Annotated in this window: 12 protein-coding genes; 8 read left to right on the top strand and 4 right to left on the bottom strand. The window is 58.9% G+C overall.

All coding sequences use genetic code 11. The features are described 5' to 3' along the window. Window positions 1-89: 89 nt before the first annotated feature. From UM93_RS05155 to UM93_RS05135, 5 genes are all read left to right on the top strand, one after another. Window positions 90-1,430 carry an ABC transporter substrate-binding protein gene (locus UM93_RS05155; protein ID WP_045074121.1) on the top strand — a complete coding sequence of 447 codons (1,341 nt, stop codon included), beginning with the start codon at window positions 90-92 and terminating at the stop codon, window positions 1,428-1,430. Then, a complete protein-coding gene (locus UM93_RS05150) occupies window positions 1,427-2,329 on the top strand; it encodes a carbohydrate ABC transporter permease (RefSeq protein ID WP_045074120.1) in 903 nt (300 codons plus the stop codon). The genes UM93_RS05155 and UM93_RS05150 overlap by 4 nt, the downstream gene beginning before the upstream one ends. After that, window positions 2,326-3,204: a carbohydrate ABC transporter permease gene (locus UM93_RS05145; protein ID WP_045074118.1), complete on the top strand. Its 879-nt coding sequence runs from the start codon at window positions 2,326-2,328 to the stop codon at window positions 3,202-3,204. The genes UM93_RS05150 and UM93_RS05145 overlap by 4 nt, the downstream gene beginning before the upstream one ends. After that, on the top strand, window positions 3,201-6,278 hold the full coding sequence (locus UM93_RS05140) for a glycoside hydrolase family 2 TIM barrel-domain containing protein (protein ID WP_045074116.1): 3,078 nt from the start codon (window positions 3,201-3,203) through the stop codon (window positions 6,276-6,278). The genes UM93_RS05145 and UM93_RS05140 overlap by 4 nt, the downstream gene beginning before the upstream one ends. Before the next feature lie 104 nt (window positions 6,279-6,382). Beyond that, window positions 6,383-8,173: a glycoside hydrolase family 35 protein gene (locus UM93_RS05135; protein ID WP_045074115.1), complete on the top strand. Its 1,791-nt coding sequence runs from the start codon at window positions 6,383-6,385 to the stop codon at window positions 8,171-8,173. Between the two features lie 3 nt (window positions 8,174-8,176). On the opposite strand, the gene UM93_RS05130 is transcribed toward UM93_RS05135, so the two are convergent. The 3 genes from UM93_RS05130 to UM93_RS05120 form a co-directional block, all read right to left on the bottom strand. Continuing rightward, window positions 8,177-10,945 (bottom strand): polysaccharide lyase 8 family protein, encoded by a 2,769-nt coding sequence (locus tag UM93_RS05130; protein WP_052663636.1) that lies wholly within the window; start codon window positions 10,943-10,945, stop codon window positions 8,177-8,179. A 274-nt stretch (window positions 10,946-11,219) separates the two neighbouring features. Then, window positions 11,220-12,044: an alpha/beta fold hydrolase gene (locus UM93_RS05125; protein ID WP_045074113.1), complete on the bottom strand. Its 825-nt coding sequence runs from the start codon at window positions 12,042-12,044 to the stop codon at window positions 11,220-11,222. Between the two features lie 2 nt (window positions 12,045-12,046). After that, the gene (locus tag UM93_RS05120; protein ID WP_157874104.1) at window positions 12,047-13,327 is read right to left on the bottom strand and encodes an MFS transporter; all 1,281 of its coding nucleotides are present in this window, start codon (window positions 13,325-13,327) and stop codon (window positions 12,047-12,049) included. A gap of 124 nt (window positions 13,328-13,451) precedes the next feature. Between UM93_RS05120 and UM93_RS05115 the strand changes: the two genes are divergently transcribed. After that, entirely contained in the window at window positions 13,452-14,393 is a 942-nt protein-coding gene (locus tag UM93_RS05115) for a LysR family transcriptional regulator (protein ID WP_045074112.1), read from the top strand. 24 nt (window positions 14,394-14,417) lie between these two features. On the opposite strand, the gene UM93_RS05110 is transcribed toward UM93_RS05115, so the two are convergent. Next, entirely contained in the window at window positions 14,418-14,846 is a 429-nt protein-coding gene (locus UM93_RS05110) for a VOC family protein (protein ID WP_045074111.1), read from the bottom strand. Between the two features lie 130 nt (window positions 14,847-14,976). Here UM93_RS05110 and UM93_RS05105 point away from each other — a divergent pair, with 130 nt between their 5' ends. Continuing rightward, window positions 14,977-15,708, top strand: coding sequence for a TOPRIM nucleotidyl transferase/hydrolase domain-containing protein (locus tag UM93_RS05105; protein WP_199921811.1), 732 nt, complete (start codon window positions 14,977-14,979; stop codon window positions 15,706-15,708). Window positions 15,709-15,828: 120 nt separating this feature from the next. Then, a complete protein-coding gene (poxB, locus tag UM93_RS05100) occupies window positions 15,829-17,550 on the top strand; it encodes a ubiquinone-dependent pyruvate dehydrogenase (protein WP_045074109.1) in 1,722 nt (573 codons plus the stop codon). The last annotated feature ends 13 nt before the right edge of the window (window positions 17,551-17,563 follow it).

Genomic DNA, 17,563 nt, shown 5'->3' with positions numbered 1-17,563 from the left:
TTTCATGTTATCTTCGTCTCATTGCTCATTGCTCATTGAGTTTGAGTTTGAGTTCAATAGCACACGGTTCACACGACGAAGTGGGTCAGATGTCCTCAATTACCCGGCGAAGCGCCCTCGCGCTCGGCCTATCCGCAGGAACTGCCGCGCTATTAGGCGCTTGTTCCACTCCGGGCACCAACTCGGTCAATTCCGTAGCTACCATTCCAGCGGCTCAGCCCGGCGAAAAGATCACCTTGACCTATTGGGCCTGGCTAAAAGATCTGCAAAAGGTCTGCGATGTCTGGAACGCTCAGCACCCACTGATCCAAGTTGAGGCGGTGTGGACTCCGGGCGGCAACTCCGGGGGTTATCAAAAGATGTACTCAGCGCTGGCTGCCGGTGGTGGTCCGGACCTCGCCCAAGTTGAGCTCCGGTCGATCCCCGAATTCATGTTGGTCAATGGCCTAGTTGACGTTTCCCGCTACGGCGCAAAGCAGTACGCCGAGCGGTACGACCCCACGCTATGGAATCAAGTGAGTTATCTCGATGGCGTCTACGGCATTCCCCAAGACGCCGGGCCAATGGCGCTCTATTACCGGCAGGATCTGTTCCAAAAGATCGGTGCCACGCCACCGACGAGCTGGCAAGATTGGGCGACAATCGCCGCCGAACTACGAAAAGCCGGAAGTTACATTGACTGCTTCGCGCTGGCTGATTCATCCTGGTTCGCCGCACTGGCAACCCAAGCCGGCGCTAGCTGGCTAAAGGCCGAGCACGATGGCTGGACTATCAATATGACCGATCGGGCCACTCTTGAAGTGGCCGAATTCTTTGACCGGGCGATCGACAAAGATTTGGTAACAACTAACTATGGCCAGTACTCAGCCCCCTGGTTCGCCGCCGCTGCTAACGGTCAGATCGCTAGCTTGAGCAGCGCCAGCTGGGGCGACGCCTTGCTCCAGGGCGTCAGCGGCGCCTCAGGCAAGTGGCGAGTAGCAGCGCTACCGCGCTGGACCGGAAAGGGCTTTGGTTCCAGCTATGTCGGCGGTTCCACCGCAGCGGTTTTCGCGCATAGCAAGCATCCGCAAGAGGCTCTGGAATTCGCGGTCTGGATGACGACCAGTCGCGAAGGTATCGATGCAATGATTGCCAATAGCGGGATCGGATGGTCACCCAGCAAGGACTACATCGGTGCGCAGCGGCAACAGCCCTCGGCCTTTTTCGGTGGCCAGGACTACAACCAGCAAATTTTCCTACCCGCCACCAAGCAACAAAATCCGGACTGGTCCTGGTGGCCACTGACTCAGCAGTCATTTGAGATTCTCTCCGACGGCTTCCGGAAAAAAGCCTCCGGAACTTCGCTCGTCAGTTCGGTAAAACTAGCCGAGCAGAACATCATCGAGGCCTTCAAAAACAAAGGTCTCAGCATTCGGAAGGTGACCTCATGAGCAGCCGGAAAACCGCCAGCCGCCAGCTCACGGCTGCCCCCTGGTTACTGCTGGCGCCCTTTTTGGCGCTGTTCGTGCTGACCTTTGTGCTGCCCATTCTGGTCGCCATCGGCAGCAGCTTCACCAAGGTCACCCGGAACGGCCTGTTCGGCGAACAAGGCGTGCAGACCGACTTCGCTTGGTTTAGTAACTACGCGCAAGCGCTCGCTAATGGCAACTTCCTTGCCTCAATCGGTCGCATGCTCCTGTTCGGCGTCGTGCAAGTGACCTTGATGATCGCGCTTTGTACGCTTTTAGCATTACTGCTGGAGTCCGCTTCGGCGCGCTGGCCAGGGTTCTTCCGTGCCGTCTATTTCCTGCCCTATGGCATCCCCGGGGTGATCGCCACCATCCTGTGGTCATTCCTCTACGTGCCAGGACTCAGCCCGCTGGTTGATCTCGGCAAGGTCTTCGGTTTACAGCTGGATTTCCTTGGCGCAGGCAGCGTGCTCTGGTCAATCGCCAATATCGTCACCTGGACGTACACCGGCTACAACATGATGATCATTGTCGCGCAACTTAAATCGATTCCTACCGAAGTTTACGAGGCAGCCAAGGTGGACGGTGCAAGTCCGTGGCGAGTGGCCCGCAGTATTCAGCTTCCGCTGATTAGGCCCGCCCTGGTGCTCACCACGGTGTTTTCGATCATTGGCACCCTACAACTTTTTGTCGAACCGCAGGTCCTCAAGAGTGTGGCACCGACAATTGACAGCGAGTACACCCCAAACCTCAGTGCTTATGCAACTGCCTTCGCCTACAACGACTACAACGTAGCCGCCGCCCAAGCAGTGCTGATCGCTCTGGTCGCCTTCCTGCTGTCCTTTATCTTCCTCCGCCTGACGAACAGGAAATCCCGATGAGCGCCACCAGAGCTTCAGCTACCGATCGGTCCGCAGGAAAGTCAACCTCAACTACCATCCTGGTCACCGCCGTCTTGGTCTTAGTCGCCGTCTATTTTCTGGTCCCGGTTTACTGGGTCGTGGTGGCAGCTACCAAAAGTACCCAAGACCTCTTTGCCAGCAATGGTTTCCTGCTGGGCGGAACCTTCTCGCTCTGGCAAAACATTAGCCAGGTACTCAGTTATGACAACGGGATTTTCCTTCGCTGGTTCCTCAACTCGGTGCTTTATGCCGGGGTGGGTGCCCTCATCGCCACCTACCTGGCTGCGGCCGGTGGCTACGCTCTCGCCAAGTACCAGTTTCGCGGCAAGAACCTGGTTTTCGGCACCATTCTCGGTGGTGTTCTGGTGCCGGGGACGGCCACCGCGCTACCAATGTTCTTACTCTTCAGCCAGCTCGGCCTGGCAAACACTTACTGGTCGGTGCTGATTCCTTCCCTTGTTTCGCCTTTTGGTCTCTTTTTATGCCGAATTTACGCGGACTCCACTGTCGATACCGCGCTACTCGAGGCGGCCAGAATCGACGGCGCTGGTGAACTTCGCATTTTCCACACCCTGGGGCTTCGCATCCTCTCCCCCGCTCTGGTCACGGTTTTCCTGTTCCAATTGGTGGGCATCTGGAACAATTTTTTCCTGCCGCTGATCATGCTCTCCGATAATTCGCTCTACCCGATCACGCTTGGCCTGAATAATTGGCGCAGTCAGGTCGACCGGCTGCCCGCTTTCTACGAACTAACCACCGGAGGCGTCCTGCTCTCCATCATTCCGCTGGCAATTGCCATGATTGTGCTGCAGCGTTTCTGGCGTGGCGGCCTAACCGAAGGAGCCGTTAAGTGAGTTATTTGATCGATCGGGGTCCCGGTGAGGGTAATCGTTCCGCTGCTCGGGCCCGGCTGAGCAGCGACGCCGCCGAGCTCTCGCTCAACGGAGATTGGAAGTTTCGGCTACTGTCGGCCGCTCCCACCGAGCACAATCAGGGCTGGCTGTTGGGCGAAGGAGAACAAGCCGAGGACTTCGCCGCCGCCGGCTTTGACGACGCCGACTGGGACACTCTTCCGGTACCCGCGCACTGGGTGTTGCACGGCGAGGGTAAGTATGGTCGACCGATCTACACCAATGTGCAATTTCCTTTCCCCATCGATCCGCCATTCGTACCCGATGAAAACCCCACCGGTGACTACCGGCGACACTTTGTACTGCCCCAAGACTGGACCCCCAGTGGCCGCACCCTGCTACGTTTTGATGGCGTGGAATCCACCTACCGATTGTGGCTGAACGGCATCGAAATCGGCGTTGCTAAGGGCAGTCGCCTAGTCCAGGAATTCGACGTCACTGAGGCCTTGCGGCCCGAACAGAACCTGCTCGCGGTGCGCGTGCATCAGTGGTCGGCGGCGAGCTATTTAGAGGATCAAGATCAGTGGTGGCTGCCCGGTATTTTCCGCGACGTGACTCTGCTGCACCGGCCCCAAGGCGGCATCGAGGACCTCTGGGTACGTGCCGATTATCTTGAGGGCAGGGGCCGGATCCAGGTTGAGATCAGCCCGGGGGCGCAGTTCCCGATCACGCTGAGTGTGCCTGAACTAGGCCTAGAGCAGAACTGGCAGAGCGCCGCCGACGTCACGGATGTCCTCCTAGATGACGTCGAGGCCTGGAGTGCCGAAGTTCCACGGCTTTACCAGCTGCAACTCAGCAACTCGGTGGAGACGGTGACGCTGCGGATCGGCTTCCGGACTGTACAGATCGTTGGTGATCAGTTCCTGGTCAATGGTCGCCCGGTGATGTTCCACGGCGTCAATCGCCACGAAACTCATCCGATCAGGGGTCGGGTTTTCGACGAGGACCATGCCCGCGCGGATCTTGAACAGATGAAACGCTTCAATATCAACGCCATTCGAACCAGTCATTACCCACCGCATCCGCGGGTTTTAGACCTCGCGGACGAACTGGGCTTCTGGGTTATCGATGAATGCGATCTCGAAACTCACGGCTTTGAGAAGGATGGTTGGGTACAAAATCCGAGCGACGATGCGCAGTGGCGTGAGGCTTATCTGGACCGGATCGAGCGCACTGTGGAGCGGGATAAGAACCACCCCAGCGTGGTGATCTGGTCCCTCGGCAATGAATCAGGCACCGGCAGTAACTTGGCGGCGATGTCCGCCTGGGTCCATCGCCGTGATCCGGGACGGCCGGTGCACTACGAGGGTGACTACACCGGCGCCTACACGGATATTTATTCCAGAATGTACGCCTCGGTACCGGAAGTTGTCTCGATCGCCACCGGCAGCACCGAGCCGTTATTGGGTTGCTCCCCCGCAGAGGCTAGTCGGCAGCGGCAGAAGCCTTTTATCCAGTGCGAATATGTGCACGCAATGGGGAACGGGCCCGGGGCGATCGATCAGTATCAGGCGCTCTTCGACCGTTTTCCCAGTCTGCATGGCGGCTTTGTCTGGGAATGGCGTGATCATGGTTTGCTGAGCCAGAACTCCGACGGCGAATCCTTTTACGCCTATGGCGGGGACTTCGGCGAGGTGGTGCATGATGGCAACTTCGTGATGGACGGCCTTATCCTCAGTGATGACACCCCTACCCCGGGCCTGCATGAATTCAAGGCAGTGGTGCAACCGCTGCGCTTCGACTTCGCTGACAATGCACTGGTGATTAGCAATCGACGACACAGCGCCGACAGCTCTGATCTTGAGCTGAGCTGGCGTTTCGAGCTGGACGGCGAACAACTCTCGAGCGGGAAGTTCACCTTGACTCAGCCGATAGCGGCCGGGGAATCGCAGCGCGTGGCTCTGCCGAAGGCGCCTGAGTTAACTGAGCCGTCAGATGGCCCCGGGGGCGCCATCTCAGGCGGTGGCGAGCTGGTTTTCACTGTAGTGGCTGCGCTCCGGGACGATACTGCCTGGGCCGCCAAGGGGCATCCTGTGGCCAGCGCGCAACACCTGGTGAGCGGCCATCCCCGGGCGTTATCTTCGCTGCCGTCTATCAAAACCTCAGCTACCGCTGGCACTACCGGCGCGATGGGAGTGCCAGCGAGAAGTTGGCTCGGCGTGGCTGGTTTCGAGCACGGCCGATTAGTTGAACTGGCCGGTCTGCAGGTTAACGGCCCACAACTCGAACTGTGGCGGGCGCCCACCGATAACGACGAGGGAGGTATCTCGGGGAGCTATGATCGAGACGATCCCTGGAGCATCCGCAGCATTGACACCTCACAGCCCTCGACCGCCCAGCAATGGCGGACTGCCGGTCTTGACCGGCTGAGGCATCGCGTCGAATCGGTACACAGCGGCGAAAACTTTGTCAGCACCAGCATCCGCTCCGCAGCGGCAGATTCAAGTCTTTGGGTGCGCAGCACGGTGTCCTGGCGCGAACTTCAGCATCACGGCAAGAACGCCCTGCTACTGAGTATCGACATCGAGCCCTCGGCGGGCTGGAAAATGCTCTGGCCGCGAATCGGCGTGCGCTTCGAGTTGCCAGCGACCGTCGATGGCGCCCGCTGGTTCGGCCTCGGCCCGGAGGAGTCCTACCCAGACAGTCAGCGCGCCGCCCAGTTAGGAAAATACCGCCGCCACATCGATGAGTTGTCAGAAAACTACGCCCGGCCCCAAGAAACCGGGCATCGCTCAGCACTGCGACACCTTGAGCTGCTCAGTCAGGACCAGACAGTGCTCAGCATCGCGGCGCTCGCCGATCAGAACGGCAGGCTGCCTGGCTTCACGCTGTCCCGGCATACTGCCCAACAAGTGGCGGCTGCTCAACACCCCTTTGAACTGCCATCGTCGAACTCCAGCTTCTTCTATCTTGACGCGGCGCAGCACGGCCTGGGCTCAGCGGCCTGCGGTCCGGATGTCTGGCCAGAGTTCGCTCTGCGAGCCCAAGCTCGATCGATGAATTTCCTGATCAGTTAGCGACGCTGGGCTGCCTATCGAAGCTGCCCAGCAACGCCGTCATACTCGGTCGAACTGTGTTGGATTTTTAAGCCTGAACGATCAAAACCGATAGCATTCTTGGTGTGCCTTCTGACAATCCTGCGCTGACCACTGCCGAGGGAAAGCTGTTTCGTTACGGCAAAGAACACCGACTACTGGGTGGTGCGATCCACTACTTCAGGGTGCACCCCAGCCAATGGGCTGATCGGCTGGACAGACTCAAAGCGCTGGGCGCAAACACCCTAGATACATATGTGGCCTGGAACTTCCACCAACGCCAACCCGATGCTGATCCGGACTTTACCGGTTGGGCGAATCTTGAGCGTTTCATTGAACTGGCCGCCGAACGCGAGCTAGACGTGATGGTACGCCCCGGCCCTTATATCTGCGCGGAGTGGGATAACGGAGGGTTCCCGGGCTGGCTGACCGGTACCCCCGGGATCGGCCTGCGCAGTACCGAACGGACTTATCAGGAGGCGGTGCAACGCTGGTTTGATGTGCTGCTCCCCCGGCTCACCCCGCTGCAAGCTAGCCAGGGCGGCCCCATCGTGGCCTTTCAGGCCGAAAACGAATACGGCAGCTACGGTGATGATCCAGAATACGTCGCTTGGACCAAGCAGATCCTGCACGAACGCGGTGTGACGGAGCTGATTTTCAGCGCCGATGGCGGGAACGATTTCTATCTAGATGGCGGCTCGATCGACGGCATGCTGGCCACCGGCACGCTCGGCAGCCGAGGCGCTGAAGCAGTGCACACCTGGCAACGCCGCCGGCCGGGTGAACACTTCATTGCAGCGGAGTTTTGGAACGGCTGGTTTGACCACTGGGGCGAACAGCACCACCGGCGGGATGCTCAAGACGCGGCCGCGAACGTCGCCGAAATCCTCGATGCTGGCGGCTCGGTCTGCCTCTACATGGCGCACGGCGGCAGCAACTTCGAACTCAACTCGGGAGCCAACCACGACGGCGCACTGCAACCCACGGTAACTAGCTACGACTCCGATGCACCAATTGCCGAAGACGGCAGGCTCACCGAGAAATTTCATGCAATCCGGGAGGTCTTTGGGCGTTTCAATCAGCTGCCAGAGCTCGGCGAACTCGCTGAGCCGCCGCGCACACTGCCTTTGAGCAGCCTAGACCTGGCGCCTGGGCTTAGCCTGCTCGAAGCGGCAAGGAGCTTTTCCGGCACGGTTTCCTCGGTGCGACCACAAAGTTTTGAAGAACTCGGCTGCTATCAGGGGCTAGTGCTCTACCGTGCTCAGCCGATTCTGCCCCGCGGCGAGTTCACGCTACGAGTTTCCGGTCTACACGATCGAGCGATTGTCTTTGTGGACGGTGAACAGCTCGGAGTCTTTGAAGCAACCGAGCATGAACCACTACGCCTCAGCGGCGCCGGGGAACGTGCCGTAGTCGAAGTGCTGGTGGAGAACCAAGGGCGGATCAACTACGGTCATCTGCTCGGTCAGTCAAAAGGCATCGACGGCTTACTGATCAATCAACGGCTCAGCTTTGGCTGGGAACAAACTCCATTAGCGCTTGATGAACTTGATCAACGACGCTTGGCCGAGCTCACAGCCGTTGGGCACCGTGACGGCTCGGCCGCCGGTTTCTTCAGCGCCAATCTCGAAGTCACAGAGCCGCTGGATACTCACTTGGCACTGCCGGGCTCGGTCAAGGGATTCGTTTGGGTGAACGGATTTCTGCTCGGTCGTTATTGGAATCGCGGACCGCAGCAGACGCTTTATCTGCCTGCTGGGCTATTACAACCCGGTAGTAATCGGCTGAGTATCTTGGAACTCGAAAAAGCTGGATCGAGCGTCGAGCTGCTTGGTGCAGCTCGACTTGGCTCTGTCGGCGGCGGCATCGAATACTGATCTTCAGGGGATCACTACCGCTCCGCTGAGCGCGGCCGCGTGGCCGGTCGCCCGCGGGTTCTGGGTGCCTAGACAGCGCACAAGCAGGGTATGTGAGCTGCTCGGGTTAAGACCGCCGAAGGCAGCCGCCACTCGCACGCCATTACGTACCGCACCGAATAAATCGACAGTGATCGGTGCTTGTCCGTCAATACTGACCTCGATGAGGCCTTGACCCGGACCGTAGGCGGACTGCAAATAGACCCTGCTGCCGGTGAATCGAAGCGTGGCGGTGCCGCCGGTCGTTGTAGTGTAGGCATCGAGGCTACCGATCGTCCACCCCGTCGAGTAGCTCCATTGATTCTGCCCACTGCCGCTCGCACTGTGCTTCACCGTGCTGCCCAGCGGACCAAAGCGGAACTGCTGAGTGTGACCTCGGGTACCAGTCGTCGGCACCGCCATCACAACTTTATTCGGAGTGCTGCTGAAAACCGTTTTCTCGGCGTACTCCAGCACGGTGCCTGCCTGGCGATTCACGGAAAGATTTACTACCTGGCCGTGCCGGGAGGGCTCAGCAACGGTGACCACCAGATCTGTGCCACCGAATTGATTGGGCTGTTCTCCGGCGACAACTGCCGCGGGTTGATCGACGCTGAGATCCCCAGCGCTGCCCGCTGCGAAGAAATTGGCCATGCTGAGATTGTTTTGGCTAACCGCAATGGCTTGCACCGCATTGTTATTAGCGAGCACAGTGAAACCCTTCGCGGCCGCCCTGCTTTGCGTGCTAGCTGCGCTCGCTCCCGGCAGCAGCGCATAGGCATAGCTGGCACCGCTCGGGTTCGTGCCGTGGTCTAGATAGATCGTTTGGTAGCTATCGCTCACCTGGTCAGTTGGGCCGTTGACGTTGACGGTACGCCAACTCCCGCTCCGCGTCTCGCGGAGCAGACTGAGCGGTTGGGGCTGCAGGAAGAGGTACCCACCAACATTGGGCAAATGCGCCCAACTCGGGTTGTTGATCGTTTGCACACTGCCTAGATTGCCGGGCTGCACCACTCCGTCTACGGTGAGTGGTTGATTATTTCCAGTTTGCAGTTTGCGTGACTCTACAGTTGAATGTACCCGCTGTCCTTGGCTTGCGGTGATTCCGCTGCCCAAGGCCACCACAAGATCGTCAAGGGCAAACCACGACTTCTTAGCCACCAGATCGCCGTCATAAGCCTTGTGATCCATTCCGGCGGTACCGAGGCGATCCAGCCAGCCGACACCACCGGCCCAGGCCTGAGTCGCAGCCGGAATGCCGGTGCCGGAAACGCCGCCATTCTCCCGCACCTGCAGGCCATTAGTCACGCCGGGCAAGTGATATGGATCGCTCGTGGCCCAGTAATTATCAGCGAAGCTCCGACGATCGGTGCTGACAAAGGTCTGCAGCATGCCATCGCCTTGGTACCAGCCAGTGTTGTTTTCGCCATTCCCCCATTCGTAGCGGCCCATTCGCTTGGAAGAAAGCGAAAACGCCGCCGCCCAACTCCCGCGATGATGCACCACCCGATCCTGGTCCGGAGTTTGCAGATGCCGTTGCAAGGCGGTGCTACCGAGCACGGCGTTATCACTCAGCACTGCTTTGAGCTGTCGGGCCCGGTTCAGCGAGTTACCGATCAGCGGGCTGACCGTGTTGTCACGCTGTAGCCAGCCCTTCACCAATGCCTTCAGCTGCGTCGAATATTCGGTTGAGCTGCTGGCTAGCTGGACAATCGCTCCGGCCAGGGTGTGCCCAGCTAGCTGCCCGGTGTTCTCACGGCGAGAAACCGCTCGCCCCCGCACCGCATCCATTAGCTGAGCGTCAAAGACAAACCAAGCGTAATTAGCCAGCGCCGCGTCGTAGAGAGTACGTACCTTGGGGTCGGTGACCGCCCAGGGTGTGCCGGCTAAGAGGGTGAGGATATCGGCCAGGCCATCAATAGTCACCAGACCATAGGAGCCGACATAGGCGAGTTTACTGTGCTGCACGAAGGAGCCATCAAGGTAGAACCCGTCCCCGGCGCTGACATAGCCGAACACCGAATTGGCGCCGGAGCCAGCCGTGTCACTGAGTGCGTCCCGCCCCACCGACACGCGAGTTGAGTCTTCGATGATTAGGCCGTGCCGGATCACAATATGCGCCTTATCGGTGCGATTCGCACCGGTCTCCTTGAGCGTCGGGCTATTGGTGCGCAGATTGGGATTGCCGACGAACTTAGCAATAAAACCATCGATCGAACTCTTCTGCGCGGCGCTCAGCTTTGGGTAAAGCAGCACCCCCAGGTCGGCGAGCAGATTGGGCATGCCAATCTCCCAGAACCACCAGTTCCCGGTCTCCGCGCTGTTCTGGCTGTACTTAGTGCCCCAAAAGCTTAGGCCAGAAAGCACATCCGCGAGCAGCGTGGCATTACCTTGCAAACTGCTGCTCGGCGCCGACCAGGCAATCGCCATAGTGCGCAGCCGGTCGAGACTATTATTGGCTTTTTCCGGGGAGTCAAAGGGGCTCAGATCGCTCCAGAGATAGTTTCTAGAAGCTGACTTTTCGAGACTTGACCAATAGCCCTGGGCTTTCGAATCCGAGGCCAGCACGGCGGCGGCAATGTCCTGATCTGTGGTATCCAGCAGACCCCCGTTGAGGATCTCAACGCGCCGTGCCCGGGCCGTCTCGAAATCAGTGGCAGCCCAGGCGATTGGCGCGGCGGCGAAGCTCCAAAGCGCCAGACCCGAGGCCGTTCCGGCCGAAAGCTGTAAAAAGTGACGTCTGCGCAGCTCCATGACTGCTCCTCTCTGTGAGACCCCAAGACTTCGATGCGAGGAGCTCGGTGTTGCATTAGAACTACCAGAACGAGACTTTGTTGAACATCAACTGAACAGATTCACAGACTGAGCAGCAAGATGAATCCCACTCCGCTCAGCTACCGCCCTGAACTTGAGCAGAACTAGGGCTATGGCTGTGAAAACGTTTCACAAACTAGTCGAAATGTTTCGCTTTCTTGAGGGCTGGCCGGGCCGCACTTCGCAGCCGGGCCAGCCCTCAGAAATTCCTTTTCTATTGCCCGGCCAGCACTTCGTTCAGCCGTTCCGCGAAAGCTTCCGGGTGATCGACAAAGCCGGTATGGTCACCTGCGAAACTCACCAAATCAGCGTCCAAGCCCGCGGCCAGAGCCTGCGAAGTGCGGTCGCAGAGCTGCCCGACTGACTCCTCACCAAGACCGACCATTATCCGGGTGCCGCCTTCGCGCAGGCCTTGCAGGTTCGGCTGCCAGTGCGTTGTTGCTTTCATCTCATGGAGGAAGAAATGCCGATGTTCGGCGAGCTGTTCCGCAGACTGTTCGCCGCCAAACATTTGCTCCATCACCTCCGGCGGCAGCTCGAGCCCGGCAACGCGGAAGAATTCGGTCCAGGCGGCAAGGCTGCCCTGTTCCTTAAAAGCGGTGATGATCTGCTCGGTACCGACTCTTTGCTGTTCGCGGTCAGCCAGTAACTCCACCAGAGGAGGCTCGTGAGCAATCACGGTATGCACCCGATCTGGATAAGCCTCGGCAAAAGCGAGCGTAGTGACTGCGCCGCCACTGGAACCAAAGAGGGCCAAGGTGTCTACTTTGAGTTCCTCAAGTACCCGAGCCAGATCAGCGGCCCGGAGTTCAGGGCTGGAGTCCGTTTCTGGATCGGCCAGCTGGCTGCCCGCCACACCACGAGGATCCATGGTCAGCACGGTGTGGTTAGTCGCGAGCAACTCAGCCAGGGGCGTGAAAGCGGCTGCCTCCATCGGTGCGCCAAGCAGCGCCAGCCAGGGACCACTGCCCCGGACTTCGTAGTATAAATCGGTGTCGGCGAGGTGCAGGGTGCCGGTTTTGACGGTGTTCTCGGACATTGCTATTTCCTTCCATGCTGGGCCGTGGCCCTTGGTGTTATGTGGGAATGTACTACGTGTATTGGCTCAGCGCCCGCTCCGCCGAGAAGTTTTGACCCGCTGTTGTGGCTCGAAGTGCTCCTCAGCAAGATGCTGGGAGCCAATGCGGTAAGTAGCAGCGTCAGGGCAGTTGGCACCAGGAGCGCAATGCTCAAATTGCTCGCCGCAGCGAGATAACCGATCACCGTCGGTCCCAGCAGTCCACCGGTAAAAGAGATGGTGCTCGCCCAGGAGATGGCCTTGGGATCGTCACTCTGTGCACCAATCGCACTGATCACCATAGGCCAGATCAGCGCCATACCGGCGCCGACCACGCTCCAGCCGAGCACGGCCAGACCAAGCCGCAGTTCAGATCCTCCAGGGATCGCACTAGTCAATAAAATCAGCAGGAATCCAGTCAGTGCAGTCATCCCGGAGAGCCGGAAAGCTCGGCGAAGTCCAAGCCGGGTGCGGAGCAAATCACCGAAGAATCTGGTCACCATCATGGTCAAGAAAAATCCCAGGTACGGCAGCGGAGCGAGCGCCGCACTGGCCCCCAGAGTTCGGCTGGCATGCACGCCAGCCCAGTCCGTGGCCGCGCTTTCGGCCAAGAAGGCAGCCGTCCCGAGCAGGCCGAAACTCATTAGTCGCCAGCGTCCGATGGCGTTGGCTGCCGGTGCGGCGGCCGGTTCGCGCTCCGGCAGCGCAGCAGCCCGCGAAGCTCTGGCAACTAGAATCAGGTTCAACGAAGTCAGCAAGCCAGCGGCAGCACACATCAGCGCGACAACCGAGACCCCTAGCTGCAAACTGAGACTGACCAGAGCGGCACCACTGACGGCGCCAACGGTCCAGGTGGCATGCAATCTCGACATCATCGCCTGGCCGGTAGCGCGTTCGACGGCGACCGCTTGCAGGCTCAGCGCAATATTGAGGCAGCCCGAACCTAGGCCGAGCAGCAGAACCGTGGCAAGCAGTTGCCCTGTACTCACTGCCAGTGCGGGTCCCAGTAAAGCTGCGCTAGCCAGTGGCGCACTGAAAGCTAAGAGAGTGGATCCGCCAAATCGCTTGGCGAACTGACCGGCCAGCGGCATCGCCAGCATCGAACCGACCGCCAGGGACAGCAAAATATTACTCAGCTGGGCCGGTCCCAGGTTCAGTCGGAGATCGGTGGCGGCTATTGTCGCTCCCCAGGAAGCGTTGAGCATGCCTGAAAGTAGGTAAAGCAAAGTCACCGTTTTCCGCTGCGACATTTTTCGCTGTGTCATGGTGATCACCCCTTCAACTTTTGAGTGCTTACTTTCAAGCTTCTTCGGCTTTCTCCGCACCGTCCAACACTCATTCGCGAAGGATTTACCCAGAAAATGAGTGAATCTGGGTTAGATTGAGCAGATGCCGCAAGATCTCGATATCCGGCTGCTGCGCTACTACGTCGTGGTGGCCGAAGAATTGCACTTCAGCCGCGCAGCCCAGCGTCTTTTTATCGCTCAGCAGGCGTTGAGCAGGGATATTCAACGCCTTGAGAGCATCCTCGGGATGACCCTGATCAACCGGACTACTCGACGAGTCTCACTCACTTCGGCAGGCCGTAAGCTGCTGGGCCGGGCCCGCGAAATTGTGGCGCTACACGATCTGGCCTTGCAAGAATTGGTCAGCGAGCTCAGCCCGTTAACCGTCGATGTGGTCGGTCCGGGGCTGACGCCGAGCCGCATTCTGAGCCGGGCTCGGGAACTCGCTCCCCGGGGCGAGTTTTTCGCCAGATACCTGACCGGGGCGGAGGAAGCAACCCCGCTACTGCTCTCCGGTGATCTTGATGTCACCTTTGGCCGTAACCCCAAGCTCCCCGGCAGTCTGCAACAACAAATCATTCGCTACGAACGGCTTTGCGTCTTACTGCCTTTGACGCATCCGCTCGCCCAGCTTAACCAGATCCCGCTTGAAACCCTGCGCGGCGAAGGCTTGTGTTTCCGCGCCGGAGATCAAGCTACCCAGGGCTGGGAGCACGCAGCATTGCAATTATTGGCTGGCCTCGGTATCGACGCCATTGACGCACACCCGCACGTGCAGGGCGTGGAAGAATTGGCGCAGCACCTGCACAGCAGGAATGCCCCTATTCTGACGCTCAGCACCCAGCCAGAGGTGCCGGGCGGGGTTTATCGACCGTTAGTCGATCCGGTAGCGCTCTTTCCCTGGACAATGATTTGGCGACGCGGGGCTGACCCCAACGCTATTGAAGCGTTACTGAGTGCCGCCCAAGAGCTCGGTGATGAATTCGATTGGCTCACCATGCCGTCCGAGGCTTGGTTACCCCAACCGGAACGCGATCAGCACTGAAACCACCCTGGAGCTAGTGCTGGCTCAGGCGCCGAAGCGTCCGCGCGATTCAAGCGGAATGAGCGGCTTTTCGGCCCGCACCTTGAGTTCCTGCACTGCCCAAGTATTGCCATCAGGGTCGGCGAAACCGAAGAACGTGCCGCCGTCATCCGGACTGAAGACCATTAGTTCACTGGCCTCAACGCCGCGCGAAAGCAATTCATCCCGAGCAGCGCTAGCGTCCGAAACCACCAATTGAACCCCGCGCAGCGATCCTGGCGCCATCTCATTCTGGGCAGGCAAGTCACCGATCACAATGGAGCAGCCGGATCCCGGCGGGGTGAGTTGGACAACATGCATATGCTCATTCTGCGTATCATGGTCGAGCTGGAATCCGAGTTGATCACGGTAGAACGCTACCGCGCGATCGATATCGCTCACCGGCACCACAATGACTTCTAGCGTCCAGTCCACTGTTCCTCCTTCTAAGGTTTATATCGAGAATCCTAAGCCGAGCCCTAGTAGCTGTCATCGGCTGGCAAATTAAAACTTGTTAAAACTTGCTGACAACTTTTCTGACAGATTTGCTGACAAACTAGCTGATATGCAGCTTGAGAATCAGGCCCGCCTACGCTTCCGGGAAGGGCTCGAGGCCGAACGAGACAGCCGTTTCAAAGCCAGCTCCCTGACTGGGCTAGCTACGCTGACTAGGCTGGCCAGCGAGGCAGCGCCAATAACCGTTGTGTTGGTAGAAGGCATTAGCGATCAGAGCGCGGTGACCACCTTATTAGAGCGCCACTCGACGAGCCAACAACTCGCTGAAAGTCTAGTGTTATCGATGGGCGGAGCCACCAATATCGGACATTTCTTCCGCCTGCTCGGCCCGGCAGGTCTGGATCTCCGGCTGGCTGGACTTTTTGACCGGGCCGAAGCCGGTTTCTTTCAACGAGCCTTGGGTTTGACGACAACCGCGCAGAAAGGGCCCGAAACCTCACCAGCAGCATTACCTGCATTACCTGAAATAACTGGAACAACAGCACTAACAGCACTAACTGAACACGGTTTCTTTGCTTGTCAGGACGATTTGGAGGCCGAATTAATTCGTGCCTTAGGCGCTGCCCGGGTGCTTCAGCTGATCGAGCGTGAGGGCGATCTTCGTTCCTGGCTGAGCTTCCGAAATCAACCTGCGCAACGCGAACGCCCCGAAGCCAAACAGTTACAGCGCTTCATGGGTACCACGAGCGGACGCAAAGAACATTACGCAGTGGTGCTGTCCGAGGCCCTGGCCGAGCCGATCATCCCGCAACCGCTCCGCGCTTTGTTGGACTTTCTCTGAACTGGCGGCGCGGCAACGAACTGCCGATCTAGCTGCCAGCAGCCGCTCCGAAGTGTCCGCTAGCTCACAGCGCATCAAGCTAATAGTCAATAGAATCAAAGCAGCCTAGGAGAGGACATCATGACGACCGTCGCAGATACCATTGTGCAAACTTTAGAGGCTAGCGGAGTGCAGCGCGTTTATGGCATTCCTGGTGATTCACTCAACGGCTTTACCGATGCCTTGCGGCAGAGTCCGATCGACTGGGTGCATGTTCGGCATGAGGAAGCAGCAGCCTTCGCGGCCGCCGCTGAGGCTGAGCTGAGTGGTGAGTTGGCGGTCTGCGCCGGCAGCTGCGGGCCAGGTAATCTGCATTTGATCAATGGTTTGTTCGACGCCCAGCGTTCCCGGGTGCCGGTGCTGGCCATCGCCGCGCACATTCCAAGTTCCGAGATTGGCACCGGATACTTCCAGGAAACCCATCCGCAAGAACTCTTCCGTGAATGCAGCGTCTACGTCGAGCAGGTCTCCAGCCCCGAGCAAATGCCGCGGGTATTGAACATTGCGATTCGGGCCGCGGTGGAGCAACGTGGCGTGGCGGTGATCGTGATTTCCGGCGATGTGGCACTGGCGAAGGCCAGTGAGCAGGCGGTGAGTGCGATCAGGGCAAGCAGCTCTGAAACAGTGCCCAGCGCCGAAGAGCTAGCTGCTGCTGCCGAAATATTGAATTCCAGCGAGAAGATCACCATTCTGGCGGGTGCCGGGGTACGCGACGCACACCAGGAAGTGGTTGAGTTGGCGAGCGTACTCAAGGCACCTATTGTGCATGCCCTGCGCGGGAAGGAGTTCATTGAATACAACAACCCTTATGACGTCGGGATGACGGGGTTGCTCGGCTTTGCCTCGGGTTATCGGGCGATGGAGTCCTGCGAGACTCTGCTGATTCTCGGATCGGATTTTCCTTACCCACAGTTCTACCCGGAGAAGGTCAAGATCATTCAGCTTGACCTGCGCGGTGAAAATCTCGGCAAGCGGACCCGTCTTGACCTGGGGCTACGTGGCGGAGTGCGAGAGACTATTTCAGCGCTACTCCCCCAGCTCAACGCGAAATCGCGGAGCAAACACCTCGATGCTGCATTGAGCCACTATGCGAAAACCCGCCAACGGCTCGATGAGCTGGCCACGCCGCGCGCTAAGAATAAGGCAATTCATCCGCAATATCTGGCCCGATTGGTTGACGAACTGGCCAGTGAGAACGCGGTGTTCATCCCGGACGTCGGATCACCGGTGGTCTGGGCAGCACGATACTTGAGCATGAACGGTCAGCGACGGCTGATTGGCTCTTTTAGCCACGGCAGCATGGCGAACGCACTTTCGCAGTCAATCGGCGCGCAAGCTAGCCAACCGGAACGGCAGGTGGTCGCGCTAGCCGGTGATGGTGGGCTAGCCATGTTGCTCGGCGAGCTGATCACGTTGACCCAGAACAAATTGCCGGTCAAGGTGGTGGTCTTCAATAACTCCTCGCTCAACTTTGTCGAATTAGAGATGAAGGCAGCCGGTTTCATTAACTACGGCACCGAACTGGTAAACCCCAATTTTGCCTCGGTGGCGGATGCCCTCGGCATCAAGGGCATCCGGGTAGAGGATTCTGCCGATCTTGAAAAGGCATTAGCGGAGGCCTTTGCGCATGACGGCCCGGCGTTGATCGATGTAGTCACCGAACGCCAAGAGCTCTCAATGCCGCCAGCGATCACCGCTGAACAGGTCAAGGGGTTTGCCCTGTACGCGCTACGTACGGTGATGTCTGGCCGAGGCGACGAACTAGTTGATCTGGCAAAGAGCAACGCCCGCCAGATTCTTTAGCCAAATTCTTTGG

The sequence above is a fragment of the Psychromicrobium lacuslunae genome (assembly GCF_000950575.1).
Taxonomy (GTDB): Bacteria; Actinomycetota; Actinomycetes; order Actinomycetales; family Micrococcaceae; genus Renibacterium; species Renibacterium lacuslunae.
Note: the sequence above shows the minus strand (reverse complement) of the source record. Positions and strands in the feature narration are given on the sequence as shown.